Here is a 25,162-nt window from a genome sequence, read left to right as displayed (position 1 = left end):
GAAGAATGACGAACCAACAATCCGATGTGCTGCTGTCGCTCGATGAAGTGGCGGCGCTTTCGCGGGCTGCACTGCTGCGCCAGGGGCTGGCGGAGGCCCATGTCGAAGCGGTGACGGCGACCATCGTCGCCGGCGAGCGCGACGGCTGTGCGAGTCACGGCATCTATCGCCTGCTGGTGTGTGCCGACACGCTGAAGACCGGCAAGGTGGCGAAGGACGCGATCCCGGTGGTGGACGATCGCGCCGGGGGCGTGGTTCGGGTCAACGCCAAAGGCGGCTTCGCGCAGCTGGCGTTCCAGCGCGGTCTCCCGCTGCTCGTCGAAAAGGCGAAACGGAACGGCATCGCGGCGCTTGCGATCAACGATTGCGTGCATTTCGCCGCGCTCTGGCCGGAAATCGAGGCGGTGGTGGCGGAAGGGCTCGTTGCGTTTGCCTTCACGCCCAGCCACGCCTGGGTTGCGCCGGCGGGGGGAACGAAGCCGCTGCTCGGCACCAATCCGATCGCGTTCGGCTGGCCGCGACCGGGCCCTTATCCTTTCGTCTTCGATTTCGCGACCAGCGCGGTCGCGCGGGGCGAGATCGAGCTGCACCGTCGTGCCGGCAAGGCGATACCGGAAGGCTGGGGCATCGACGCAGAGGGTCGGTCGACTACCGATCCCGCTGCGGCCATGGCCGGCGCGATGCTGACCTTTGGCGGGCACAAAGGCTCGGCGCTTTCGATCATGGTCGAGTTGATCGCAGGACCGCTGATCGGCGACCTGACCAGCGCCGAGTCGATCGCGCTGGACGCGGGCGCGAAGGCTTCACCGATCGGTGGCGAACTGATTCTCGCGATCGATCCGGCCGGCTTCCTGGGCGGCGAGGCGGCGCAGCACATCGATCGCGCGGAAACCCTGTTCGACGCGGTGGTCGGCCAGGGTGCCCGGCTGCCTTCACAGCGCCGCTTCGAAGCGCGCAAGCGGAGCCTTGCCGAAGGCGTCCGCGTGCCGCGCAAGCTCTACGACGACGTCCTCGCGCTGGTCCGTTAGAGGGACTTGCGCGCAATCCGGTTCGCTCGTCCCGAGCGAAGTCGTGGGGCGCTGCTCCGAACTCTAGGCCCGCGCCCCTCGACTTCGCGCTTGCGCGCACCGCTCGGGACGAGCGGTGAAAATCGATCGCACTGCAAACCGCTCTAGCCGAACGGATTGTCGATCGAATGGGACGGCTCGGTGAACCAGGCCGGGCCGTTGTCCGTCATGTAGAAATGATCTTCGAGCCGGACGCCAAATTGGTCGGGCACCACGATCATCGGCTCGTTCGAAAAGCACATGCCGGTCGCGAGCGGCGTGCGGTCGCCGCGCACCAGATAGGCCGGCTCGTGGATCGACAAGCCGATGCCGTGGCCGGTGCGGTGCGGCAGGCCAGGTAGGCGATAGTCCGGGCCCAGTCCCGCCTTTTCGAGCACCCATCGCGCGGCGGCGTCGGCCTCCTCGCACGGCCGGCCGGGCTGGGCCGCGTCGAACGCGGCGGCCTGTGCTTCCTTTTCCAGGTTCCAGATCCGGCGCTGCTCCGCATTCGCCTCGCCGAAAACGTAGGTGCGCGTGATGTCGGAATGATAGCCCTGGATGACGCATCCGACGTCGATCAGCACGATGTCGCCCTCGCGCAGCGCCGCGTCGCCCGGCAGGCCATGCGGGAAGGCGGTCGAGCGGCCGAACTGGACGATGCAGAAGCTGTTGCCGCCCGGCGCGCCGATCGCCCGGTGCGCTTCATCGAAGAAACGCGTGACTTCGCTAGCCCTGATCCCGGGCGCTAAAGCGCGGGCGGCGCGGCGGTGGACCTCCAGCGTCATCGACTTGGCCTGCTGCAGCAGCGCAATCTCGGCCGGCGACTTGTACATCCGGCAGCCGTCGACGATCGGACTGCCCTCGACGATATCGAGCGACGGCGCCGCGCGCCGAAGCCGTTCGACGAACAGGAACGACATGGCCGGATCGATCGCGAGCGTCGATTGGCCGGTCTCGCGCATTGCGTCCGCGACCAGGGCGAACGGATTTTCATCTTCTTCCCACAGCCGCAGATCGGCTTCGATGTTCAGCTCTGCTTCCAGCGTCCCGAGTTCGAATGCTGGCGCGATCACGATCGGCCTGCCGTTCACCGGCAGCAGCATCGCCACCAGCCGCTCGCTCGCGGACCAGGAAATCCCGGCGAAATAGCGCAGGCTGGCGCCCGCCCCGATCAGCAGCGCACCCGCGCCCGTCTCGGCGGTCAGGCGCCGGGCCTTGTCCAGCCGCGCTTGCCGCTCCTCGTTGCCGATGGGAGGGGCGGGGTTTGCCCACGGTCGGATCGCAGCGAGTTCCTGGGTCGTGCTCGACCCGCCTATTCCTGTCGTCATGCGCGCACTCCAAAACGGTCGATATCGAACGGGGTGAGGTCGAACGGCGGGGCGTCCCCGCTTGCCAATGCCGCGACTGCCTCGGCGGTCGTGGCGGCGAGCGTCAAGCCGAGATGCTGATGCCCGAATGCGTAGAGCAGGTTGCCCGCGCGGCGGCTGCGGCCGATGGCGGGCAGATAGTCGGGCAGGGTCGGCCGCGCGCCCATCCATTCGCGCCCGGGCAGGCAAAACGGCAGACCGAGCGCGGCCACGTGCTTGCGCAGGCGGGCCCATTTGCGCGGGTCGGCGGGCCGGCTGGCGCGGCCGAACTCGACGAAGCTCGCCGCCCGCAGACCCGATCGGAAGCGCGTGACGATCATCGAGCGATCCTCGAACACGACGGGCGGCATCCCCATCGGCCAGTCGCTGTGCGCCGACTGGATATGATAGCCGCGCTCGGCGATCAGCGGCACCACGTGCCCGATCGGCTCCATAAGCGTGCGCGACGCAACACCGGCAGTGACGATAATGGCCTCCGCATCACAGCGGGCGCCGTCCTCAGCCACCGCGGCGGCGCGTCCATTCTCCACATCCAGCCGCGCAATCTTCGCTTCGACGCGCGTTCCTCCCGCCGCCTCGAAGCTCGCGACCAGAGCCTCGCCCAGCGCCGGCAAGTCGGCGATCTGCCCGGACCCTGAAAAACGCACCGCGCCGGCGATCGGCGCCCGCGTCAATTTGGCCAGCTGCGCCAGCTCTTCGGGCGTCGCATCGCGAAGCGCTGCCTTACCAAGGTTGGCCGCCTGCCAATGGGCACGCCCGGCCCGGGCGCTGGCTTCGCTTTCCCAGAGGATGAAGTGGCCGTCTTCGAGAAGAAGCTCCCGCGCGCCGATCCGATCGAGCAGACGTTGCCAGGCCACCATCGCCTCATCCAGCGCACGACCGAGCGCCTTGCACCCGCTTTCGAAGCGAGTCGGCCGCACGGCGCCGAGCAACCGCAGCGAGAAGGGCAGCCATGCGCCGATGTCGCGCAGCGGCAGCGACAGCGCGCCGCCGCGCCAGAACAGCCGCTTCGGCATCGAGCAAATCGACGCGGCCGAAGCGAGCGGCTCGCATTGTTCGATGGCGATATGCCCCGCATTGCCCCATGATGCCGCAGGGGATTCGGTGGGCATGTCGAACAGTTTTGTCGCTATCCCTTGCAGCTGCAGATTGAGCGCGGTCGCTAGCCCGACCACGCCGCCGCCAATCACAATTGCCGTCTCAGAAGCGGCGCGTTCGTCCGAAGACACTGAAAAATCAGTTTGCATGGTTCATCATATACCGTATACGATTTTCAGCTTCAACGGAGGTTTTGAATGACATCGTCGCGGAAACTGTGGGAAGGTGTCTATCCCGCAGCTACCACCCAATTTGCCGAGGATCTGTCGGTCGACCTCGACGCGACGCAGCGCGTGCAATCCGCGCTGATCGACGACGGCGTGGACGGGCTTGTGATCCTTGGAACCTGCGGCGAGAATAATTCGCTCGAGCCCCAGGAAAAGCGCGCGATCTTGAAAGGCGCGGTCGAAGCGGCGGCGGGGCGCGTGCCGATTGTCGCGGGCGTCTCCGAATTCACGACGGCGCGCGCGGTCGATTATGCGCGCGATGCCGAAAAGCTGGGCGCCGACGCGGTCATGCTGCTGCCGGCGATGGTCTATGTCCCCACGCCCGAGGAGCTGCAGGCCCATTTCCGCACCGTCGCCAGCGCGACGTCGCTGCCGGTCATGCTCTACAACAACCCGCCTGCTTACCGGGTCGGTGTCGATTTCGCGACGCTGGACGCGTTGTCCGACGTTCCGAACATCGTCTGCATCAAGGAAAGCGCGCCCGATCCGCGCCGCTTCACCGATGTCTTCAATCGCTTCGGCGATCGCTATACGGTGATGGCAGGCCTGGACGATGTCGCGCTCGAGGGCCTGTTCCTCGGTGCGAGCGGCTGGGTCTCGGGCCTGACCAGCGCGTTCCCCACGGAATCGGTCCGGCTCGTCGCCGCATTCGAAGAAGGAAAATATGACGAGGCGCTGGCGATCTATCGCTGGTTCATGCCGCTGCTCCACCTTGATGCGGAGCACGACCTCGTCCAGTCGATCAAGCTGGCGGAGCAGATCATGGGCCGCGGGTCGGAGCGGGTGCGGATGCCGCGCCTGCCGCTGACCGGGCAGCGCCGCAAGGACGTGATCGCCTGGGTCGAGCAATGCGCCGCGACCCAGCCGAGCAAAGCCCGCCCGCGGGCTGCGTGAGCGTCTGACTGCATGCGCCATACCTTCTTCTGCATCGACGGCCACACGGCGGGGAACCCCGTTCGTCTGGTCGCCGGTGGGGCGCCGCTGCTGCGCGGCAACTCGATGGGCGAGCGACGGCAGGATTTCCTGGAACGGTTCGACTGGATTCGCACCAGCCTCTGCTTCGAGCCGCGCGGCCACGACATGATGTCGGGCGGGTTTCTCTACCCGCCCACACAGCCGGACAGTGACGTCGGTATCCTGTTCATCGAGACGAGCGGATGCCTGCCGATGTGCGGCCACGGCACGATCGGCATGGTTACGTTCGGGCTGGAACATGGGCTGATTACGCCGCGCGAACCGGGCAAGCTTCGTGTCGAAGTCCCCGCCGGCGTGATCGACATCGAGTACGGCCAGGAGGGCGACAAGGTCACCTGGGTCCGCATTCGAAACGTTCCCGCCTATCTGGCGGCGGAAGGAATCGCGATCGACGTGCCCGGCTTCGGGCCACTGACTCTCGATGTGTCCTATGGCGGCAATTATTATGCGATCGTGGAGCCGCAGGGTGCCTATCGAGGCCTCGACGACCTTGGCGCCTCGCGGATCGTCGAGCTGAGCCGCACGATCCGCTCGCTCGTTCGCGAGGTCTATGAACCGGTTCACCCGGTGGACGATCGCATTCGCGGCGTCAGCCATGTCCTCTGGGCCGACAAGCCGAAAGGCGAGGGCGCAGACGGCCGCAACGCCGTTTTCTATGGCGAGCGGGCGATCGACCGCAGCCCGTGCGGCACCGGCACGTCGGCCCGGCTGGCGCACCTCGTCGCGAAGGGCAAGCTGGCGGTCGGCGACCGGTTCGTGCACGAAAGCTATATCGGCAGCCGTTTCGTCGGGCGGGTGGAAGAAGCCACGACGCTCGGCGGCACGCCTGCGATCATTCCCTCGATCGAAGGGTCGGCCATCGCCACCGGCTTCAACACGATCTGGGTGGATCAATCGGACCACTTCTGGAAGGGGTTTTCAGTGGTATGAGGCATTCATGAGCCTCGTCATCCGCACCCTCTCCGACCAGCTGGTCGACCTTGTCCGCAACCGCATTCTGTCCGGCGCCGTGTCGACGGAGCAGGCGATCCGCCAGGACGCGCTCGCCGCCGAGCTCGGCGTCAGCAAGATCCCTCTCCGCGAGGCGCTCGCGCGTCTCGAGGAAGAAGGGCTGATCCGATCGCAGGCCAATCGCGGTTTCTTCGTAGCGCCGCTCAGCACGTCGGAAGCGAAGGAAGTCTACGAACTTCGTATCAAGCTGGAGCCGGAAGCGACCGCGCTCGCCGCCGAGCTCGCGACCGAGGCCGATCACGCCCATGCGGTCGAGACGCTGAACACGCTTTATAACGTGACCGACGAGCGTGGCGATGGCGTCGGCGCCTTCAACCGCGCGTTCCACCGCGCCCTGTTCCGCCCGTGCGGCAAGCCGATCACGGTCAATATCCTCGAGCGACTGCAGGTGCTTTCGGAGCGCTATGTGCGCATGCATCTCGAGCCGCTGGGCCGCGACGAGCGCGCCAACGAAGAACATCGCGAGCTGCTGCAGGCATGGCTGGCGCGCGACATCGGACGCGTGGCCGACCTAGTGCACGCGCATATCGGCAAGACGATCGAGGATCTGCATCTGCAGCTCGTCGAGGAATAATAAGAGCGGGCCGGCTGCCGTCGGCCTCGATTGAGGAGGGGACCAGTAAGTGGCAGCAGGATTGTTCGGGCCCATCAAGCCCATTGAAGCGTCGCAGCGGGAGGCCGGGCATAGCCTGCGCCCGACGCTCAGCTGGCCGCACCTCGTGGCGTTGGGCGTGGGCGCAATCGTCGGCACCGGCATCTACACGCTGACCGGCGTCGGTGCGGAGCGCGCCGGCCCGGCGGTGATCCTTGCGTTCGCGATCGCGGGTGCCGTGTGCGCATGCGCGGCGCTTGCCTATGCGGAGCTGGCGACGCTGATCCCGGCTTCCGGCAGCGCCTATACCTATACCTACTCCGTGCTGGGCGAGACGCTTGCCTGGATCGTCGGCTGGAGCCTGATCCTCGAATATTCGCTCGCCTGCTCCGGCGTGGCGGTGGGTTGGTCCGGCTATCTGGTCGGATTGCTCGAGTCCACGGGGGTGCATCTGCCTCACTGGCTTCTGGGAGGGCCGCACGCAGGCGGCATCATCAACCTGCCGGCGGTGCTGGTGTCGGTCGGCATCGCCGCGATGCTGATGGCCGGAACGCGGGAAAGCGCGACGGTCAACATCCTGCTCGTGGTGATCAAGCTCGCCGCGCTGGCCGTGTTCGTCGTCGTCGTGATGCCGTCCTTCAACTCGGCCAACCTGGATCCTTTCATGCCCTATGGCTTCGGTAGTCATATGCAGGGCGGGGAGAAGCGCGGCGTGATGGCGGCGGCGGCGATCGTCTTCTTCGCCTTTTACGGGTTCGATGCGGTCGCGACGTCGGCCGAGGAAACGCGCAATCCCAAGCGCGACCTGACCATCGGCATCGTCGGTTCGATGGCGCTGTCGACCACGATCTACATCCTCGTGGCGGTCGCTGCGGTAGGGGCAGTGTCCTACACCACGCTGGGCGGCTCGCCCGAGCCGCTCGCGCTCGCCTTGCGCGCCCTTGGGCATCCGGTCGTCTCCTGGGTCGTCGCGAGTGCGGCGCTGGTCGCGCTGCCGTCGGTGATCCTGGTGATGATGTACGGGCAAAGCCGCATCTTCTTTGCGATGGCGCGCGATGGCCTGCTGCCGCGCAGGCTCTCCAGCGTGTCGAAGCGCACCGGCACGCCGGTGTTCGTGACCGGCATCACCTGCCTGTTCGTGTCGCTGATCGCCGCCTTTTTCGACGTCGGCGAGATCGCTGCCCTGGCCAATGCCGGCACGCTGCTCGCGTTCATCTCGGTCGGCGTGTGCCTGATGGTGCTGCGTCGCCGCGCGCCCGAGATGCCGCGCGTGTTCCGCTGCCCGGCGCCCTATCTGATCGGATCGCTGGCGGTGCTGGGCTGCATCTATCTGCTGGTCAGCCTGCCCAGCTCGACGCTCATCCGTTTCCTGATCTGGAATGCGATCGGGCTGGTGGTCTATTTCGTCTACAGCCGTGCCCGCAGCATGGTCGGGATGGACCGGCCCGCCGTCGAGGCTTGAACGAAAAAGGGGCGGCCGCGCTACCGCGACCGCCCCTCCGTTGCCGGGTGCCGCGGGTTCAGGGAGACGGTGCCCGACTGTTGGATATCATTGCTCGGACTCGGCGGTTTCGATCGCCATCGCGCCGGCCGGCAGACCTCTCGCGGTCTTCGCATCCAGCACCATCTTGCGGATCTCGGCGCGGAGCTGGCGGGCGTCGTACAAAATGCCGTCCTTGATCGTCCAGGCGATCCCGCCGATCCGCTCGACCTTGCCGGTCTTGTCGTCGAGATGCAGCGTGCCGGTGCCGAACAGCAGCTTCAGGTTCGCCAGCGGATTGCCCTTGACCACCACCAGGTCGGCCTTGCGCCCGACCCGGATCGTGCCGACCTGATCCTCATGGCCCAGCAGCCGCGCCCCTTCCTGGGTCGCGGAATGGATCACCTCAAGCGGCGAGAAGCCTGCCTCACGCAGCAGCTCCAGTTCCTGAACATAGCCGAAGCCGTAGAGGTTGTAGATATAGCCTGAATCGCTGCCCACGGTGACGCGGCCGCCGCGATTCTTGTATTCGTTCACGAACTGCATCCAGAGCCGGTAATTCTCCTTCCAGGCGACTTCGTCCTCGGTCGTCCAGTCGAACCAGTAGGAGCCGTGGTGGGAGCGGTTGGGGCGGTAATAGTCCCACAGTGCCGGGAGCGTGTAGTCGGAATGCCAGGTGGCCCGGCTCATTCGCATCAGGTCGCGGCTGGCGAGATAGGCGGTGAAGGTCGGATCGAGCGTGAATTTGCGGTCGAGCAGGGTCTGCATGACCTCTTCCCATTTCGCCGATCCAGGCGCGGCGGTCTGCGCCCAGAGCCGCCCGGACTCGCCGAAGCGCTCCTGCTCGTCATTGTTGACGAAGTCATTCGGCCAGCGCTGGAGCTTGCGATCGGTGAACATCGCTTCCGGCAGGCCGTACCAATGCTCCATCGATTCCAGGCCGTGTTCCGACGTGGTCAGCACATTGGCATAGGCGACGCTCGGCTGGGCGTGGTGCATCGTCGTGTGGAGGCCGAGCTTGTGGGCTTCCTCGATCGCCGCGAACAGCACGTCCTCGGGCCCGCCGATGAACTTGATGCCGTCGGCGCCCCGCTTCTTGGCCTCCTGGACAGCCAACCGCGCCTGCACGGGATCGTTGACCGGCGTGGTCCGGATCTTGTGGAAGAAGGGATAGATATCGATGTGCGGCGCGACGATCTCGTTGCGCGCGCTGCGGGCTTTGATGTCCGCGAGCCATTCGATCGGGCGGTCGCTGCCCACCTCGCGCACCGACGTGACGCCGTTCGCCATCCATAGCTTCAGGATATAGTCGGACGGCACATGCTGGGCGTCGTTCAGGTTGTGGAGATGCACATGCGCATCGACGAAGCCCGGAAGCACGTAATAGCCGGTCAGGTCGAGCTCATAGTCGCCCTTGGCGGCGCGTGCGGATTCGTCGATCTTGCCGGGCGCGCCGATCGTCCTGATCTCGGCGATCCGGTCGCCCGACAGCACGATATCGACCGGCCCTTGGGCGGGTGCGCCGGTTCCGTCGATCATCGTGACGTTGCGCAGCACGACGCGCTGGAACGGGCCGATCCCTTCTGTGCGCGGGGGGATCACGTCGGCCACCTGGGTTTGGGCCTGCAACGGGGCAGGGACAAGCGGACCTGTCAGCAATGCGGTGGCGCCAAGCAGCGCAGCACCAAGGGTTCGCAGCTTTGATTTCATATTTCCCCCCGTCCCCCCGAATTGAAGCGGCCGGCGGATAAAGGGGAATCCGCCGGCCGCAGGGTGATCCTCAGAACTTCATGCGAAGTCCGGCGAAATAGCGCCGGCCGAGCGTGTCGTAGAGCGACACGTCGACGTTTGCGTCGCCGACGAATGTCGTTCCGAGGATCGGGGGCATCTTGTCGAACAGGTTGTTGACGCCCGCGAAGAAGGTGAAGTTCTTGCTGAGGTCGACGTTGGCGGTCAGGTCGAAATACCAGACCGACGGCGCCGACTTGACGATCGTCTTGTCCAACAGCGTCGGATAGACGTTCAGACCCCCGATCATCCGGCCCTGGCCCCGGACCGTCAGCGGACCGCTGCTGTAGATCGCGCTCAGGTTCAGCTTGAAGTCCGGGATGATGAAGCCGCCGGTGCCGGTCGAGCAGCCCGCGCCGTAGAAGCCCGCGCAATCCTGGGCAGGCACGCTGCTCAACACCTGCGTCGAGCGTTCGAAGAGCCAGCTGCCGACTGCCTGCAGCGACAGGTTGGCAGGCTCGCCGCCGATCTCGACTGCGGCGGGCAGGGGCACGCGATAGTCGGCCTGCACGTCGAGGCCGCGCACCTTCAGCGCGCCGATGTTGTTCTGACTGGTGCGGACGAAATCGATCTGGCCGCTCGACAGGCGGAAGATCGACTTACAGGTCGGGCTGCTCGCGTTGAGGGTCGTGTAGCAGTCGTTGAGCGTCTGCTGCGCGTTGATCGTGGTGATCGCCCCCGACACTTCGACATTGAAATAGTCGGCAGTCAGGTTGAACCGCGGGATGAAGGGCGGAGAAACCACCGCACCGATCGTGTAGGTCTTCGACTTCTCCTCATGCAGGTTCGGGTTGCCGCCCGTTTCCTGCGTCAGGCCCAAAGTCGCCTGGGTGAAGGTCGCGATGTCAGCCGCCGGCACACCCTGAGCCACGCAGAACTGCTGCAGCGCTGCGCTCCGGGTATCCGCACCCGTCAGGTTCGGACGAGCGCACGGATCGGTGCCGCCCGTGAAGCCCTGGCCCCGCGCGGAGAACAGCTCGTTGATGTTGGGCGCGCGGATGGCGCGGTTATAGGCGCCGCGGAACCGGATCCAGTCGACCGGCGCATATTCGCCGCCCAGCTTCCAGGTGAACACGCCGCCGATCGTCGAATAATCCGAATAGCGGGCGGCCCCCTCAATCGCGAGCGTATTAAAGAACGGCTTGTCCTTCAGGATCGGGATCCGCAGCTCACCAAACACTTCCTTGACGTCGAAGGAGCCGGCCAGCGCGTTGCTCGACGCGGCGCCATATTCGTTGTTCAGGTCCATCGCGCTCGGCACGGATTCGTACTGATCCTTGCGGTATTCGACGCCGGCCGCGACCGCTACCGGGCCCGCCGGAAGGTCGAACAACGCACCGCTGAGCGACGCACCCGCAACCTGGCGCTGGAAGATGTCATGGCTGTTCCGCGTCGGCGTCAGATACTTGCCCGCTGCCGGCGTGATCGAGTTGAGGCCAAAGATCGAGACGGGCACGCAACCCGGCACACCGGAGCGGCAGACGACCTGCCCTTGCGCGTTCACGATCGAGTCGAGCCCGAGGCTCAGACGGGTCTGGTTGATCACGCCTTCCGACCGCGTGTCGGTGCGGTTGCGCATATACTGGTAGAAGGCGTCCCAGCGCCAGTTCTGCGACCCGATGTCGAAATCGCCGCGCAGACCGGTCGTGATCTCGTATGACTGGCGCTCGTAAAAGCTGTCGCGCGTGCCGAGTTCGTTGGCGCGACGGCCGCCGCCGACCACGGCCGCGGTGCCGTCACCGTCCGGATCGAAGATCGCCCGATTGTTCACGAAGAAGTCGCGAACCGCCGGCGAAAGGCTGGCGCTGGTGGCGTAATTCGGCACCAGCAGCGTTGACGACGGCGCACCGGGCGTCACTGGCGTGAACGAATCCGGCGCCAGCCTCGAGTTGTTCCGCGAATTGACGAAGAACGCTTCGGTATAGGCGGTGATGTGGTCGGTGAAGTCGTAGTGAGCGAGCGCCGAAAGGTTGATGCGCTCTTGGGGCCGTTGCAGCAGGTTGAACGGCGCGTAGTTGTAGGTGTCTTCCGGCTGGCAATAAGGCAGCGGCGTGCCGCCCGCCCCAAAGCGGATGCCTGTGATCGAGGTGCACGTGCCGGTCGGGGTCAGGTTGACGCCGACCAGCGAGTTGCGCTGCGCCTGGCTCAGCGGAACGCGCGTGCCGGGGATATTGCCGGAACCCGAATAGACGAGCTTGCCGTTGATTTCCGCGAGCGGCACCTTGCCGAACGGGCGATCCGCCTGGGTGATCGGATCCTGCGTCGCCCAGGATGCGGAGAACGTCACGTTGCCGCGACCGCCGTCCAGGCCGGCGCCATAAGTGAGATCGAACTTCTTGCTGCCGGCGTCGCCGCGGTCGGTGATGCCGGCCTGCGCCGTCGCCTCGATGCCTTGGAAGTTGTCGTCGAGGATGAAGTTGACCGCGCCGGCGATCGCATCCGAGCCGTAGACTGCGGACGCGCCGCCGGTGATCACCTCGACCCGCTTGATCAGGGCATCGGGAATGCTGGCAAGGTCCACAGAGCCGTTGGAATCGGCAGGGATGAACCGGCGACCGTTGACCAGCGTCAGGGTGCGGGTTGCGCCCAGGCCACGCAGGTTGGCGGTCAGCACGCCCGAGCTGCCGCCATTATTGACCGTCGAGGTGTTGCCCGAGGCGAGCTGAGGATATTCGTTCAGCGTCTTTTCGAGCGAGACGTTGCCCGAAAGCTTGATGGCGTCCTGGTTGACGACGGTGATCGGGCTGGGCGCAGTCAGGTCGGGACGAATCAGGCGCGAGCCGGTGACGACGATGTCGGGAGCCGGTTCTGCCGCGGCCTGCGCCGGCGCTTCCTGCGCGGCGGCGACCGCCGGCATCAGCGTTGTGGCGCACAGAAAACTGGTGGCAAGCAGCGCATGACGGAGACGGGTTTGCACGCGCCGGCTGTGATCGAACGACATCCTGGATTCTCCCTGATCGGTTATTGCTTGGTTTGATGGTTCTGGTGGGCGGGCGCGCCGTGGATTGCCGATCTCATGCGATCGGCCTCTTCAGCGAGGCGCATAGCGCCGCTGGCGAACGGCAGCGCGGTTGCGCCGCCCCGGAAATTTCCTACCACGTACAGCATCGCGCCCCTTTCCGCTACGACTGTATACGAAATACGATATACTCGCGATTGCAGATGTCAATGCGTGATTCGGGGAGGAATGGGAGCGTGGTAAGAATCTGTCTCAAGACGCTGCGTAATGTCGCAGTTTCCTTGCTGTCCGCGGCCTTCGGGCTTTCCGGAAGTGTCGTCTGGGCGGCCATGCCGGCCCCGCGCGCCACGCTGATCACCGACGTGACCGTCATCGACGGCACAGGTGCAGCGCCGAAGCCGCACATGACGGTACGAATCGAAAACGGCAGGATCGTCTCGCTGGGGCCGAACGGCGCCAAGTCGGCGGGAGCCGTGGTCGTCGATGGGCGAGGGCACTACCTGCTTCCCGGCTTCGTCGACAGCAACGTGCACGTATCGGTCTACGGCAACCCTGCGCGGCGCGACACCTCGGTCAAATACGCCGATCGCGGCGAGGAACTCGCGCTCGAGTTCGCCCAGCGCGCGCTGCGCTATGGCGTCACGACGATCCGCGACAGCTACGGCATCCTGCCGCCGATCCTGGCCGTGCGCGACCGCATCGATCGCGACGAGGTGGTGGGGGCACGGATCAAGGCGGCGGGCAACATCCTGGGCTGGAGCGGGCCTTTCTCGCTCACCTTCTCGCTGACGAAGGACTCCGACCTGACGCTGTTCCAGGAGCAGTGGAACGACCTGCTCGCCCAGGGCATGGGCGAGGAAATCATGGACATGACGCCCGACGAGCTGCGGGTGGCGATGAACCATTATCTCGATAAGGGCGTCGATTTCATCAAATATGGCGGGACCAGCCATTTCCTGCGCCCGTCGCTGATCGGCTTCTCCCCGCGCCAGCAGGCGGTGATCGTCGAGGAAGCCCACAAGCGCGGCAAGCCGGTCGAGACCCACGCGACCAGCTCGGAAGGGCTGCGGCTCGCGGTCCAAGCCGGCATCGACCTGATCCAGCATCCCGAGCTGATGAGCCGCGACCTGCCGGACGATCTGATCGCGCTGATCGTCCAGAAGAACGTGCTGTGCGGGATGCGCGCCAACTATATCACCGGCGCCTATCGCCAGCGGCACCTGGCCCATCGCGCCGAGGCTGAGGCGCGGATCGCAAAGATGCCGCCGGCCACGACCAGCGCCGAGCGTTGGCGCCGGCTCGATATGATGGGCGACAACGAGGATGTGCAGCACCGCAATGCCGAACGGCTGATCAAGGCCGGCTGCCGGGTGACGCCGGCGACCGACAGCTATTATGGCGACGCGCCCGAATTCCGTCGCACGCCGAAGACCGACGAGGCGGAACCGGGCATCGGCACGATCCGCGCGATCGAGGGCTTCGTCGAACTGGGCATGACGCCGATGCAGGCGATCGTCTCGGCCACGAAGAACGGCGCGGCCGCTGCGGCGATGCCCAATGAGCTGGGCACGATCGAGCCCGGCAAGATCGCCGATCTCGTGCTCTTGTCGGCCGATCCGATCGCGGACATCCACAATATCGAGAAAGTGGAGGCGGTGTTCTCGAAGGGCCGGATGGTCGACCGCGACCGCCTGCCCGAACATCCGCTGTTCCTCGTCAAGGCGGAGAAGACAAAATGATGAGGCTGATCGCGCCGCTCTTTGCCCTCGCGCTGCTCGCCGCCGCGCCCGCCCGTGCCGGCGAGGCGGAGGACAAGGCCGCGATCCTGAACGTCATCGCGACGATGGAGCAGGCCTGGAACCACGGCGACTTCGCCGGCTATATGGCCGGCTTCTGGAATCCCGGCGTGGTGTTCGTGTCCGGCGGCAAGATCCAGGCCGGTTGGCAGGGTACGCTCGATCATTATGTCCGCGATTATGGCGGCTCACCCGAAAAGCGCGGCAATCTCCACTTCTACGACATGACGGTTGACATGCTCGCGCCCGACGCGGCGCTGCTGATCAGCCACTATCATCTCGAGCGGCCCGATCATCCGCAGGAAGGGATCAACACCCGCCTGTTCCGCAAGATCGACGGCCGCTGGGTGATCGCGATGAACCACGTGTCCTCCTACGAGGCGCACGCGGCGAAGTAACTTTGAGCTGGATGCGTTGTGACTGGATCACCCTCACCCTTCCGCGGCTGCGCCGCTCCCTCCCTCTCCCGCCGGGAGAGGGAAGGGGCCCGCGAGGCGGAGCCGAGTGGGAAGGGTGAGGGCGACTGGGGCCAGTAATCGACCTACCGCTCGCTACGGGCGAGCAGGTCGATCAGGTCCTGCTTCCAGAACTTGGCCCATGTGTGCGTGCCGTGCCCGTGCGTCTCGGTGCTTTCCGGGATCAGGCGGAAGCGGGTGTTCGGCATCCGCTTCAGGGCCTCCTGCGGGAAGGTGAAGTTGCGTGGGTTAATGAAGTCGTCGGCCGAATTGATCCAGGTCATCGGCGCCTTGATCTTCTCGAGGTTCGGCCACGGATTGTAGGTCTTGGACGATTCGAACTGGTAGATCATGTCGTTCGCGTCGCGGCTGGCGATATCGGCCTCGACGCGCTTGCGGACTTCGGCGATCGCGGCGTCCTTGTCCGGATACAGCTTCTGGAAATTCAGCGGCGCGCCGCCCGCAATGACGGAGATCGACCCGGCCGTGCGCAGCCCCTGCAGCGGCTGCGTGGTGTAGTTGCCGTTCATCCAGGCGGGATCGGACTCGATGCCATCGACGATCAGCTGCCGCCACATCCGGTTGAGCCCGGCGATCTCGATCGGCTCGCAGGCGAGCGGCATCAGTGCCTGCATATAATCCGGATACATCTCGCCCCAGACGAAGCCCTGCATGCATCCCATCGACGTGCCCATGATCAGCCGCATGCGCTTGATGCCGAGGCCCTCGGTCAGCAGCCGGTGCTGCAGCTCGACCATGTCGTCATAGTCATAATGCGGGAACTTCATCCTGAGGCCGTCGGAGGGCTTCGACGATCCGCCGTGGCCGACATTGTCGGGCAGGATGATGTAATAGCGGTTGATGTCGAGCGGCTGGCCGGGGCCGTAAAGCTCGTCCGCGAATTGCGGCCGCAGGAATTGCTTGCCGCTGCCGCCGGTGCCGTGGATCACCATCACGGCGTTGTCGATCTCACCTTGCGCATTGCGGTGCGGCGATCCGAGCGTCGTATAGTGCAGCCGCACTTCCGGCAGCGTCTCGCCCGAACGGAAGCGAAAGTTGCGGACCGTGAAATCGCCTTCGCGGGTCGGCCACTGCTTTGCAGCCGGAGCGGCGGCCGACGTCGGCGCCGCCGCGGCGGGGGTTGCCTGCATCGCCAGCAGCGCGATCGCGAGGGAAATCATCTGCATTGCTCCATGTTCACGGAAATCAGGATTGCCGGCGCCGGGCGGTCAGGACGACGTCAATCTCGTCGGTGCGCGGATTGATGAACTCGATGCGGGTGCGGCCGTCGTCGGTCTGAGTAACCGTGCCGGGAATCGAGCTGTTGGTCAGCACCCAGCCGGCGGGCAGCACGACGGTGTTCAGCGGGCGACCAAAGGACCGGTGCCACACCAGCTCGTCTCCGACCAGCTTGTAGCGGTCCGGATCGGTATAGGTTTCCGAAAAGCGCAGCCGCGCGCTTCCGCCGGGCTTCACGGGATCGAAGTGGAAGACGACGGCCTCGGTCTCGGCCGTGACACCCTTTTCCGCGGGGTCGGCCTTCAGGATGTCGGCGCCCTTCATCAGCTCCCATTTTAGCGGCTGGCCGGTATCGAGGTTGCGCGCGGAGGGCTTAGAGGCGGCACTGCCGGTGCGCACGATATTCACATAGGTGCCGACGCCCGGGCGGCTCTCGGTATAGTCGTGATAAAGGTCGAAGCTGTGGGTCTCGGGCGGGTTCAGGAAATAGACGATCTCGCGGTTCTGGTGCGCGCGTTCGTCGAGCGCCTTCGCCATGCTCGACGGCGCGGCTGCCAGCCCGGGTGAGGGGCGCGCCTTGATGACCAGCGGCGCCTGGGCCGGCGTGTTGTTCCAGAAGGCGATCTTGATCCGCCCGTCCGCTTCCTGAAGCACCTGCGCCGGGTAATTGCACGAGACCAGCTCATAGCCGGCCGGCAGCACCACCGCATTGCGCTTCACGCCAAGCGGCCGATCGAAGACGATCGTGTTGCCGTCCTGGTAATAGCTCTTTGCGTCTTCATAAGTCTTGTCGATGAACACGCGCCCTTCGCCGCCGTCGGCCGGCACGGGGCGGGCAAGCTCGACCCGGATATACTCGCCGTCGGGCCCGGCACTCCGGACGCCTTCGGCCTTGGCGACACTGCCGGGCACGACACCGAACTTCAGCGGCTGCCCGGTCGCGCGATCGGTTACGCGTTCGTCGGTCGCGGTGCTGCCGGGCCGGATCGGATTGAAATAGGCGGTCGCGCCCGGCGTGCTGGCCGTGATCTCGTACAGAATGCGGAACTTATGGCTGCCGGGCGCCAGCAATTCGTACCGCGTATAGCCGTCGGATTCGACCTGGGGCGCCTGCGCCTGGGCGGGGAAGGCCATGGCCAGCACGACCGCAGAAATCCCCGTCCATCCGATCCGACCCATGTCGCTCTCCCCGCCGCCGTTTCAGCTATCGTCTATACAGGCTTAGCGTCAGCCGTCGTCGTCGGCATCGGCGAAATCCTCGTTGCCATAGCCTTCGTCCTGATCGGCGGTTTCGACGGGGAGCGCCGTGATCAGCGGCTGCTTGCCCTTGGCGGCGAGCAGCCGGTTGAAGGCCGGCACGTCGCGTCCCATCACGGTCTGGTAACCGACGGTCGCCTTCGCGATCTCCTTCTCGATGCCGTCGAGCAGCACCGGCGCGGTATCGGTGGGGCCGAAATCGCCGCCGCCCGCCACGTCGCCGGCGCCGGTGCCGATCTCGCCGTTCAGCCAGAGCAGGTTGTAATAGCTCTTCCAGGTGTTCGTGTAATATTTGTCGTCGCTGGCGGCGAGCGCCTTCTGGAACAGGCTGTATTCGACCGCCTGCAGCTTGGCGTCCATCGCATCGATCTGCTTGGCCGAGACGCCGGTGTCACCGCTCGCGCGCAACTCGTCGAGCTGGCGCCGCTGACGCTCGATCAGGTTCACCATATCGGAGATGTGGCCGACATCGTCGCGGATGCGCAGCTGCAGCGCAAGCGTGCGGTTCAGATCCTCGGGCGAGCCCGGCGACTTGGGATCGGGCAGCAGCACCAGCGGCTGCTCATAACTCTGGCCGTCGACAGTGATCTTGACCCGATACTGGCCCGGCGTCGCGACCGGTCCCGGCTGGTGCGGCGGCATGCCCCAATGGGTGATCGGCCGCCAGTCCTTACCCTTGAAGCGGGTATCGTCCCAGATATGCGGGTTTTCCGGCGGGATCGTCCGCAGCTCGATCGTGCGCAGCGGATCGTAGCGCATGTCCCAGGCAATGCGGTTCAGGCCCTCGTGCGCCGTCGAATGGAGCGTGCGGACCGGCTTGCCGGCGGCATCGACGATCTCGGCGGTCACATCGCCCTTGGCAGCGGTCGGCAGCCAATAGGTGAAATAGGCCTTGGCGTTCTGCAGGCGATAGGTCTCGCGCGGCGCGAAGAAGGTCGGGGCGGTCGGCTTGCCGTTCTTGGCCATCTCCTCAAGCGGCGAGATGTCGTCGAGGATGTAGATGCCGCGCCCATAGGTCGAAACCACGAGGTCGTGGAAACGCTTCTGCGCGACGGTCCAGGTGACAGGCGCGGGTGGAAGACCGGTGCGGAAATGGGTCCAGTTCTTGCCGTCGTCCAGCGAGTAATAAAAAGCGTTGCCGGTGCCGGCGAACAGCAGCCCCTTGACGTTCGGATCTTCCGAGACGTTGCGGGTATAGGCGAGCGGCCCCTTGGGCAGCGACGCATCGATGCGGGTCCAGGTCTTGCCGGAATCGGTCGTCTTCAGGATGTACGGATCGCGATCGTCGATCAGGTGCGCATCGATGGTGACGTATGCGACCGCCGGATCGAAGTGCGACGGCTCGATGCTGGTGACGGTGCCGAGTTCCGGCACCCCGGTTCCTTTCAGCCCGGCGGTGACGTCGACCCATTTCGCGCCGCCGTCCGGCGTGTACCAGATCTTGCCGTCATTGGTGCCGGCCCAGACCAGGCCCTGCTTGATCTGCGACGGCGCGATCGCGAACACGACTTCCGGCGCGAACTGGCCGAGGTTGTCGCCGACGATGCCGCCCGACGATTTGATATATTGGGGGTCCTGGCGCGACAGGTCGGGGCTGACCACCTTCCAGCTCTGCCCCTTGTTCGTCGTCTTGAAGACGACCTGACAGCCATAATAGACCGACTTGGGATCGAACGGATCGATCGCCAGCGGCGGCGTCCAGTGACAGCGATAGGGGACTTCGCCCGGCACCGAGTCCATCGTGTGCAGCCACGGGCTGACTGATCGGGCGCGGTTGGTGCGGCCGTCCCAGACCGTCACTTCGTTCGAATAGCAGGTGGCCCAGACAGTGTCGGGGTCGCTCGGGTCGGGCAGGGTGAAGCCGCTTTCGCAGCCGCCGATCTTGTGATCCCAACCCTGATCCGAGGGACGGCCGCCGATCGGCAGGCTGGGCCCCCGCATCGTGCCGTTGTCCTGCATGTTGGTGTAGACATAATACGGCGTCTGATCGTCCACCGCGACGTGGTACATCTGCCCGATCGGGAACGTGAACTTCTGGGTGCTCTTGCCGCCGTTGGTGGTGAGGTTGATGCCGCCGTCATTGGTGATCGCGAAATGGTCGGCGTCCTTCGGGTCCCACCAGATATCATGCGTGTCGCCGCCCCAGCGCACGACGTCGAAGGTCGTGCCGCCATCGGTCGACTGGCTGACGCTGCTGTTGGCGACGATGATCCGGTTCGGGTCCACCGGCGAGACCATCAGGTGGATGTAATAGCCGGCACGCCCGATCAGCTTGCGGTCCCAGGACACGGTGCGCCAATTCTGCCCGGCATCGTCGGACCGCCACAGCGAGCCCAGGCCATTGGTCTGGATCAGCGCATAGACGCGGTTCGAATCGGACGGCGCGACCGCCACGTCGATCTTGCCGACCGGCGTGGTCGGCAGGCCGTGGCCGACGATCCGCTGCCAATGCGCGCCGCCGTCGCGAGTCACATAGACGCCGCTGCCGGGGCCACCGCTATATTCGCCCCAGGTGCGCATCTTTACCTGCCAGGTGCCGGCATAGATCGTCTTCGGGTCCTTGGCGTCCATCGATAGGCCGGAGCAGCCGGTCTTGTCATCGACGAACAGCTGGCGTTGCCAGGTCTGGCCGCCGTCCGCGGTATGATAGACGCCGCGCTCCTGCTGCGGACCGGAAAGGCGGCCGAGCGCGCACACATAGACGCTGTTCGCATTGGTCGGATCGACCAGGATGCGGCCGATGCGGCCGGTCGCATCCAGGCCCATGTGAGCCCAGGTCTTGCCGCCGTCGGTCGATTTGTAGACGCCGTTGCCGGTCACGTCGATGTCGCGGATAGCCCAGGCTTCGCCGGTGCCCGCCCACACCGTCTTCGGATCGGACGGCGCGACGGCAAGCGCGCCGATCGCGGCGACGTTCTGGTCGTCGAAAACTGGCGTCCATTTGCTGCCGCCGTCGACGGACTTGAAGATGCCGCCGGAGGCCGCGCCGGCATAATAATTGAGGTGATCGCCCGGCGCCGCGGCAAAGGATGCGATGCGGTTTCCGACCACCGGCCCGAGGAAGCGGAAGCCGAACTCCGCCGGCTTATGCTCTTCCCTTGCTTGAGCGTGGGCCGCCCCGATTGCGAAGAATGAAGCCGCTGCCAGCATCAGACCGTATCGGCGCATCAGAATCCTCCCGCTCCAGTGTTCTCGTATACTATATACCTTTATGAACCCGAGAAGACGCGGCGGTCAACCGGCGATGAAAGGTCGTCGCCGGCGCCGATCGACGGCGCTCGAACGGGCGCAAGCGCTGGGAAAATGCGAGGGGGGAACGCCGCCGGCTATGTCACTGAGCTCTGCGGAGCTGTGGTGCCCAGGGGCGGGATCGAACCACCGACACTGCGATTTTCAGTCGCATGCTCTACCAACTGAGCTACCTGGGCACGGTGCTTGGCAAGCGAGGCGCGGCCTATAGCGGCGGCTCCGCGGCGCTGTCCAGTGGGTTCTCATGCGCGGGCGGTCCGGGCACGCGATAGCCCTCGCCCAGCCAGTTCAGAAGGTCGCGGTCCTTGCAGCCGCGGCTGCAGAAGGGCTGATGTTCGTCATTCGTGGGCTTGCCGCAGAGCGGACAGGTGTCGCTTTTTGCCATCGCCCGCAGATGGGGCGCAGCCGGCCGCCGCTCAACCCGTTCCGTTTGATCGGCCTGGCATTGCGCCTAGATTGTGCCGGACAGGGAGAGAATCATGGCCGACCGGACCGACACCCCACAGCCGCTCAGCCTGGAGGACATGCAGCGCTGGACTTGGGTGATCGGCCGCGCCCAGCAGCTGATGCTGGAGCATGGCGTCGAAATGGCGATGAAGGCAACCGAAACACCGGCTCCGCCTGCGTTCCCGACTCTCATGGAGACGACAGCGCTTTCGCAGGCAGCGACCGACTTCTGGTCGGACAGCCTGAAGCTCTGGCAGCGCTTCCTAATGCCGGCCGAACCGTCGGCGCCTTCAAAGGACAAGCGTTTCGCCGCGCCGGAATGGCAGCAGCATCCCGTCTTCGACCTGATCCGTCAGACCTACCTGACGATCGCCGATCACATGCTGAAATCGGTCGACCTCGTCGAGGGCGTGGATCCCGTGCAGAAGGAAAAGCTCCGCTTCGCGACCCGCGCGATCGTCGATGCGATGAGCCCGTCCAATTTCGTGCTCACCAATCCCGAGGTGATGAAGCGCACGCTGGAAACCGGCGGCGAGAATCTGCTGAGGGGGCTGGAGCATCTGCTGCGCGACTTGCGGCAGGGTCAGCTCACGCATGTGAAGGAAGGCGCGTTCGAACTCGGGCGCAATCTCGCGACGACGCCGGGCAAGGTCGTCAAGCGCGCGCCGCTTTACGAGCTGATCCAGTACAGCCCGACCACCGACCAGGTGTTCGAGACGCCGCTGGTGATCTTTCCGCCCTGGATCAACCGCTTCTACATTCTCGACCTGACACCGGAGAAAAGCTTCATCCGCTGGGCGGTAGAGCAGGGTCTCACCGTGTTCATGGTCAGCTGGAAGTCGGCCGATGCCGCCATGAAGGACGTGATCTGGGACGATTACGTCGCCGCCCAGATCGATGCCATCGACACGATTCGCGACCTGTTGGACGTCAAGGCCGTGCACGCGATCGGCTATTGCGTGGCCGGCACGACGCTCGCGGCGACGCTGGCGGTGCTCGCCGGGCGCGGCGAAGCGGAGAAGGTCAGGAGCGCGACCTTCTTCACTGCCCAGGTCGATTTCGAGCAGGCGGGCGAGCTCAAAAATTTCGTCGATGACGAGCAGCTAAAGATGCTGGAAGGGTTGGCGCCCGAGGGGTTCTTCGACGGCCGCTACATGGCCGCGACGTTCAACCTGCTGCGCGGCCGCGACCTGATCTGGAACTACGTCGTCAGCAATTACCTGCTGGGGAACGATTATCCGGCGTTCGACCTGCTCCACTGGAACGGCGACACGACCAATCTGCCGGCCAAGTGGCACCGGGCGTATCTGAGCGACCTGTACCGGGACAATAAGCTGGTCGTTCCAAAGGCGATGACGGTGCTCGGGGTGCCGCTGGACCTTCGCGAGGTGACGACGCCCACCTATGTCCAGGCCGGCCGCGAGGACCATATCGCGCCTGCCGAAAGCGTGTGGAAGATCACCGACCATTTCGACGGGCCGGTGCGCTTCGTGCTCGCCGGGTCCGGGCACATCGCCGGCGTCGTGAATCCGCCGGCGGCCGGGAAATACCAGTATTGGACCAACGCAAAGCCGGCGGCATCGCTCGACGAGTTCGTTGCCGGCGCGACCGAGATCAAAGGCAGCTGGTGGCCGGATTGGATCGACTGGCTCTCAGCGCGCGCGCCGGAGAAGGTGCCCGCTGAAGGGGCCCGCCTGCCGGGCGAGGGCAAGCTCGCGGCGCTGGAAGATGCCCCCGGGAGCTATGTCCGATCGCGTTGAACGGTCGTCCGCCAAGCTGAACCGCGGGTAACATCGGCATTCAGCCTGCCCTCAAGCGACTCAGGGCATAACCATCTTCGACGTGAGGGCGCAGGGGCGCCGCTGACGAAGGAGATAGATGATGATCAAGAAGATCGGCCTGATCGGCGCGGCACTGGCCACCGTTGCTGGCGGAACGCTCGCCGCCGCGCCTGCCAACGCGCAATATTATGGCGGCTATAGCCGCGGTCATTACGGGAATGGCTATTACGGCAACCGTGGCTACTACGGCAGCCGCTATGGCAACGGTTACTATGGCAACCGCAGCTATTACGGCAACCGCTACGGCACCGGCTATTACGGCAACCGCAGCTATTACGGCCGCAACAGCTACAGCTATCGCTGCCGCGGCAGCGGCACGACCGGAACCGTGCTTGGCGCGATCGTCGGCGGCCTGCTCGGCGATGCCGCGGTCGGCCGTCACGGTGATGGCACCGCCGGCGCGATCGTCGGTGCGGGCGTCGGCGCCCTGGCCGGCCGCGCGATCGAACGCAGCGGTCACCGCTGCTGAACCGACCGAACGGAATTCCCCTCCGGTGGCGTAACGAGGGGACGGAGGCCGGGGCGGTGACGCCCCGGCCTTTTGCTAGTGCAGGCCCCGGTAGAGCATGGTGATCGACACGCGGCGGTTGCGCGGGTCGGCTGGGTTCTTTTCGATGTAGGGGTCGCGGTCGGCGACGCCTTCGATACGCTCGAAGCGGCGCTCAAGAATGCCGCTCATCGCCAGCCGCCGGCGGGTCGCCTCCGCCCGGCCGCTTGAGAGCATCCAATTGTTCATCGATCGCGGGTCGCCATAGGCAAGGCTGTCCGTGTGGCCGCGGATCGACACCTGGTTCGGCATCACCGCGACGGCCTTCGCGACCGTGTCGATCAGCTCGGCCGCCTCGGGATTGAGCGCGGTCGTGCCGAGCGCGAACATCGAGTAATCGGCGTCGTCGATCAGGTCGATGCGCAGTCCGTCGCGGGTCGGCGTGAAGCGGACGTGGCTCGCGATCTTCTTGAAGCGGGGATCGGTGCCGAGCTGACGCGTCAAGACCGAATGAAGCTTCGAAAAATTCTGCAAATCCTCTGTGCGCAGCTTGTTGCCCGATTCGGTGCGGAGCGAACCCTCGGGCCCGGCGCCTTCCCGCGCGCCACCTTCGGCCCCCAGAGGCACGGTCAGTGCGCGCGTGCCGGTCTGCGACGCCTTGAATGGATAATTGTCCTTGTCGGTCAGCGACGATCCGCCAAGCAGGCCGTTTGAGCCGGCGCTGTTCTGGCGATATTCGACCAGGGTTGGCGTGAAATAGTCGGCGATCGACTTGCGCTGCTTCTCCGTCGTCGCGCCGAGCAGCCACATCAGCAGGAAGAACGCCATCATCGCGGTCACGAAGTCGGCATAGGCGACTTTCCAGGCGCCGCCGTGGTGGCCGCCGTGATCGTCGGCGATGATCTTCTTGACGATGATGCGCGGCGGCTCGTTCGAGCCCGGCCGCGCCGGCACGGTGATGCGGCGGGCCATTTACTTGCCCCTCAGGCCGTCGAACACTTCGGCAAAGCTCGGCTGCTTCGCGTGTACGATGCCGGAACGCGCCGCCTCGATCACCAGCGGCTGCGGATGGCCGTGCAGCGACGCGATGATGATCTGCTTGATGGTCTGATAGATGGCGGCGTCTTCCTCCAGCACTGCCTTCAGGCGCGTGGCGAGAGGGCCGACCATGCCGTAAGCGAGCAGCACGCCCAGGAACGTGCCGACCAGCGCCGAACCGATCATCGCGCCCAGGATCGCGGGCGGCTTGTCGATCGAACCCATCGTCTTCACGACGCCCAGAACCGCCGCGACGATGCCGAGCGCCGGCAGCGCGTCGGCCAGGCCCTGCAGCTGGGTCGCGGGATGCAGGGCTTCGTGGTGGTGAGTCTTGATGCTGTTGTCGACGACTTCCTCGACCGCGTGCACATCGAGGGTGCCCGACGAGACGACCACAAGCCGCAGCGTGTCCGCGATCAGATGGACCAGCGTGGCGTCCTTCAGGAGCTTGGGGAATTCCGCGAACACCGCGCTCGATTTGGGATCCTCGACATGCGGCTCGAGCGCGATCGGGCCTTCGACGCGCAGCATCTTCATCAATCGCGAGACGAGGAAGATGACGTCGAGGAAATCCTTCTTGGTGTAGCTCGGGCCCTTGAAGGCCTTGCCCAGACCGCCGCCCAGCGACTTCAGCTGCTTGCCGGAATTGCCGATGATCAGCGATCCGACCGCGGCGCCGCCGATGATGATCATCTCATGCGGCAGCGCTTCCAGCACGGGGCCGAGCGCGCCGCCGGTAAAGACGAAGCCGCCGAACACCATGCCCAGGAGAACGACAAGACCGATCGCAGGAAACATCGGGCTTTCGCC

At 65.5% G+C, this 25,162-nt stretch carries 19 protein-coding genes and 1 tRNA gene; 9 read left to right on the top strand and 11 right to left on the bottom strand.

Annotated elements, in window-relative coordinates; translation table 11 throughout:
- Window positions 1-5: 5 nt before the first annotated feature.
- Window positions 6-1,028: an Ldh family oxidoreductase gene (locus SCH01S_RS09810; RefSeq protein WP_046348616.1), complete on the top strand. Its 1,023-nt coding sequence runs from the start codon at window positions 6-8 to the stop codon at window positions 1,026-1,028.
- Between the two features lie 143 nt (window positions 1,029-1,171).
- Here the strand turns inward: SCH01S_RS09810 and SCH01S_RS09805 are convergent, their stop codons facing one another.
- Window positions 1,172-2,374 (bottom strand): M24 family metallopeptidase, encoded by a 1,203-nt coding sequence (locus SCH01S_RS09805; RefSeq protein WP_046348615.1) that lies wholly within the window; start codon window positions 2,372-2,374, stop codon window positions 1,172-1,174.
- Window positions 2,371-3,660: an NAD(P)/FAD-dependent oxidoreductase gene (locus SCH01S_RS09800; RefSeq protein WP_046348614.1), complete on the bottom strand. Its 1,290-nt coding sequence runs from the start codon at window positions 3,658-3,660 to the stop codon at window positions 2,371-2,373. Before SCH01S_RS09800 ends, SCH01S_RS09805 begins: the two co-directional genes overlap by 4 nt.
- Before the next feature lie 48 nt (window positions 3,661-3,708).
- Here SCH01S_RS09800 and SCH01S_RS09795 point away from each other — a divergent pair, with 48 nt between their 5' ends.
- The 4 genes from SCH01S_RS09795 to SCH01S_RS09780 are packed head-to-tail and all read left to right on the top strand — an operon-like array spanning window position 3,709 to window position 7,778.
- Window positions 3,709-4,632: a dihydrodipicolinate synthase family protein gene (locus SCH01S_RS09795; RefSeq protein WP_046348613.1), complete on the top strand. Its 924-nt coding sequence runs from the start codon at window positions 3,709-3,711 to the stop codon at window positions 4,630-4,632.
- A 12-nt stretch (window positions 4,633-4,644) separates the two neighbouring features.
- Window positions 4,645-5,643, top strand: a complete 999-nt coding sequence (locus SCH01S_RS09790) for a 4-hydroxyproline epimerase (protein WP_046348612.1) — start codon at window positions 4,645-4,647, stop codon at window positions 5,641-5,643.
- A 7-nt stretch (window positions 5,644-5,650) separates the two neighbouring features.
- Complete coding sequence (locus SCH01S_RS09785) at window positions 5,651-6,298, top strand: GntR family transcriptional regulator (protein ID WP_046348611.1); 648 nt, start codon at window positions 5,651-5,653, stop codon at window positions 6,296-6,298.
- A 49-nt stretch (window positions 6,299-6,347) separates the two neighbouring features.
- Window positions 6,348-7,778: an amino acid permease gene (locus SCH01S_RS09780; RefSeq protein ID WP_046348610.1), complete on the top strand. Its 1,431-nt coding sequence runs from the start codon at window positions 6,348-6,350 to the stop codon at window positions 7,776-7,778.
- A gap of 87 nt (window positions 7,779-7,865) precedes the next feature.
- Here the strand turns inward: SCH01S_RS09780 and SCH01S_RS09775 are convergent, their stop codons facing one another.
- The gene (locus SCH01S_RS09775; RefSeq protein ID WP_245612222.1) at window positions 7,866-9,407 is read right to left on the bottom strand and encodes an amidohydrolase family protein; all 1,542 of its coding nucleotides are present in this window, start codon (window positions 9,405-9,407) and stop codon (window positions 7,866-7,868) included.
- Window positions 9,408-9,576: 169 nt separating this feature from the next.
- Window positions 9,577-12,525, bottom strand: a complete 2,949-nt coding sequence (locus tag SCH01S_RS09770) for a TonB-dependent receptor domain-containing protein (protein WP_046348609.1) — start codon at window positions 12,523-12,525, stop codon at window positions 9,577-9,579.
- A gap of 347 nt (window positions 12,526-12,872) precedes the next feature.
- Between SCH01S_RS09770 and SCH01S_RS09765 the strand changes: the two genes are divergently transcribed.
- A complete protein-coding gene (locus tag SCH01S_RS09765) occupies window positions 12,873-14,282 on the top strand; it encodes an amidohydrolase family protein (protein WP_245612221.1) in 1,410 nt (469 codons plus the stop codon).
- Window positions 14,279-14,737 (top strand): YybH family protein, encoded by a 459-nt coding sequence (locus SCH01S_RS09760; protein ID WP_245612220.1) that lies wholly within the window; start codon window positions 14,279-14,281, stop codon window positions 14,735-14,737. Before SCH01S_RS09765 ends, SCH01S_RS09760 begins: the two co-directional genes overlap by 4 nt.
- 143 nt (window positions 14,738-14,880) lie before the next feature.
- On the opposite strand, the gene SCH01S_RS09755 is transcribed toward SCH01S_RS09760, so the two are convergent.
- From SCH01S_RS09755 to SCH01S_RS09735, 5 genes are all read right to left on the bottom strand, one after another.
- Window positions 14,881-15,975 carry an alpha/beta fold hydrolase gene (locus tag SCH01S_RS09755; RefSeq protein ID WP_052733896.1) on the bottom strand — a complete coding sequence of 365 codons (1,095 nt, stop codon included), beginning with the start codon at window positions 15,973-15,975 and terminating at the stop codon, window positions 14,881-14,883.
- A 25-nt stretch (window positions 15,976-16,000) separates the two neighbouring features.
- Window positions 16,001-17,212 (bottom strand): hypothetical protein, encoded by a 1,212-nt coding sequence (locus tag SCH01S_RS09750; RefSeq protein ID WP_157032885.1) that lies wholly within the window; start codon window positions 17,210-17,212, stop codon window positions 16,001-16,003.
- A 48-nt stretch (window positions 17,213-17,260) separates the two neighbouring features.
- Complete coding sequence (locus SCH01S_RS09745; protein WP_052733887.1) at window positions 17,261-20,458, bottom strand: VPS10 domain-containing protein; 3,198 nt, start codon at window positions 20,456-20,458, stop codon at window positions 17,261-17,263.
- A 184-nt stretch (window positions 20,459-20,642) separates the two neighbouring features.
- Window positions 20,643-20,718, bottom strand: a tRNA-Phe gene (locus SCH01S_RS09740).
- 26 nt (window positions 20,719-20,744) lie between these two features.
- On the bottom strand, window positions 20,745-20,924 hold the full coding sequence (locus SCH01S_RS09735) for a DNA gyrase inhibitor YacG (protein WP_046348605.1): 180 nt from the start codon (window positions 20,922-20,924) through the stop codon (window positions 20,745-20,747).
- Window positions 20,925-21,018: 94 nt separating this feature from the next.
- On the opposite strand from SCH01S_RS09735, the gene SCH01S_RS09730 reads away from it, so the two are divergent.
- Window positions 21,019-22,746, top strand: coding sequence for a PHA/PHB synthase family protein (locus SCH01S_RS09730; RefSeq protein ID WP_046348604.1), 1,728 nt, complete (start codon window positions 21,019-21,021; stop codon window positions 22,744-22,746).
- Between the two features lie 118 nt (window positions 22,747-22,864).
- Window positions 22,865-23,296: a glycine zipper 2TM domain-containing protein gene (locus SCH01S_RS09725; RefSeq protein WP_046348603.1), complete on the top strand. Its 432-nt coding sequence runs from the start codon at window positions 22,865-22,867 to the stop codon at window positions 23,294-23,296.
- Window positions 23,297-23,371: 75 nt separating this feature from the next.
- On the opposite strand, the gene SCH01S_RS09720 is transcribed toward SCH01S_RS09725, so the two are convergent.
- Window positions 23,372-24,286: a flagellar motor protein MotB gene (locus SCH01S_RS09720; RefSeq protein ID WP_046348602.1), complete on the bottom strand. Its 915-nt coding sequence runs from the start codon at window positions 24,284-24,286 to the stop codon at window positions 23,372-23,374.
- Window positions 24,287-25,150, bottom strand: coding sequence for a flagellar motor stator protein MotA (motA, locus tag SCH01S_RS09715; RefSeq protein ID WP_046348601.1), 864 nt, complete (start codon window positions 25,148-25,150; stop codon window positions 24,287-24,289).
- Between the last annotated feature and the right edge of the window lie 12 nt (window positions 25,151-25,162).

Source organism: Sphingomonas changbaiensis NBRC 104936 (genome assembly GCF_000974765.1).
GTDB classification, from domain to species: Bacteria; Pseudomonadota; Alphaproteobacteria; order Sphingomonadales; family Sphingomonadaceae; genus Sphingomonas_B; species Sphingomonas_B changbaiensis.
Note: the sequence above shows the minus strand (reverse complement) of the source record. Positions and strands in the feature narration are given on the sequence as shown.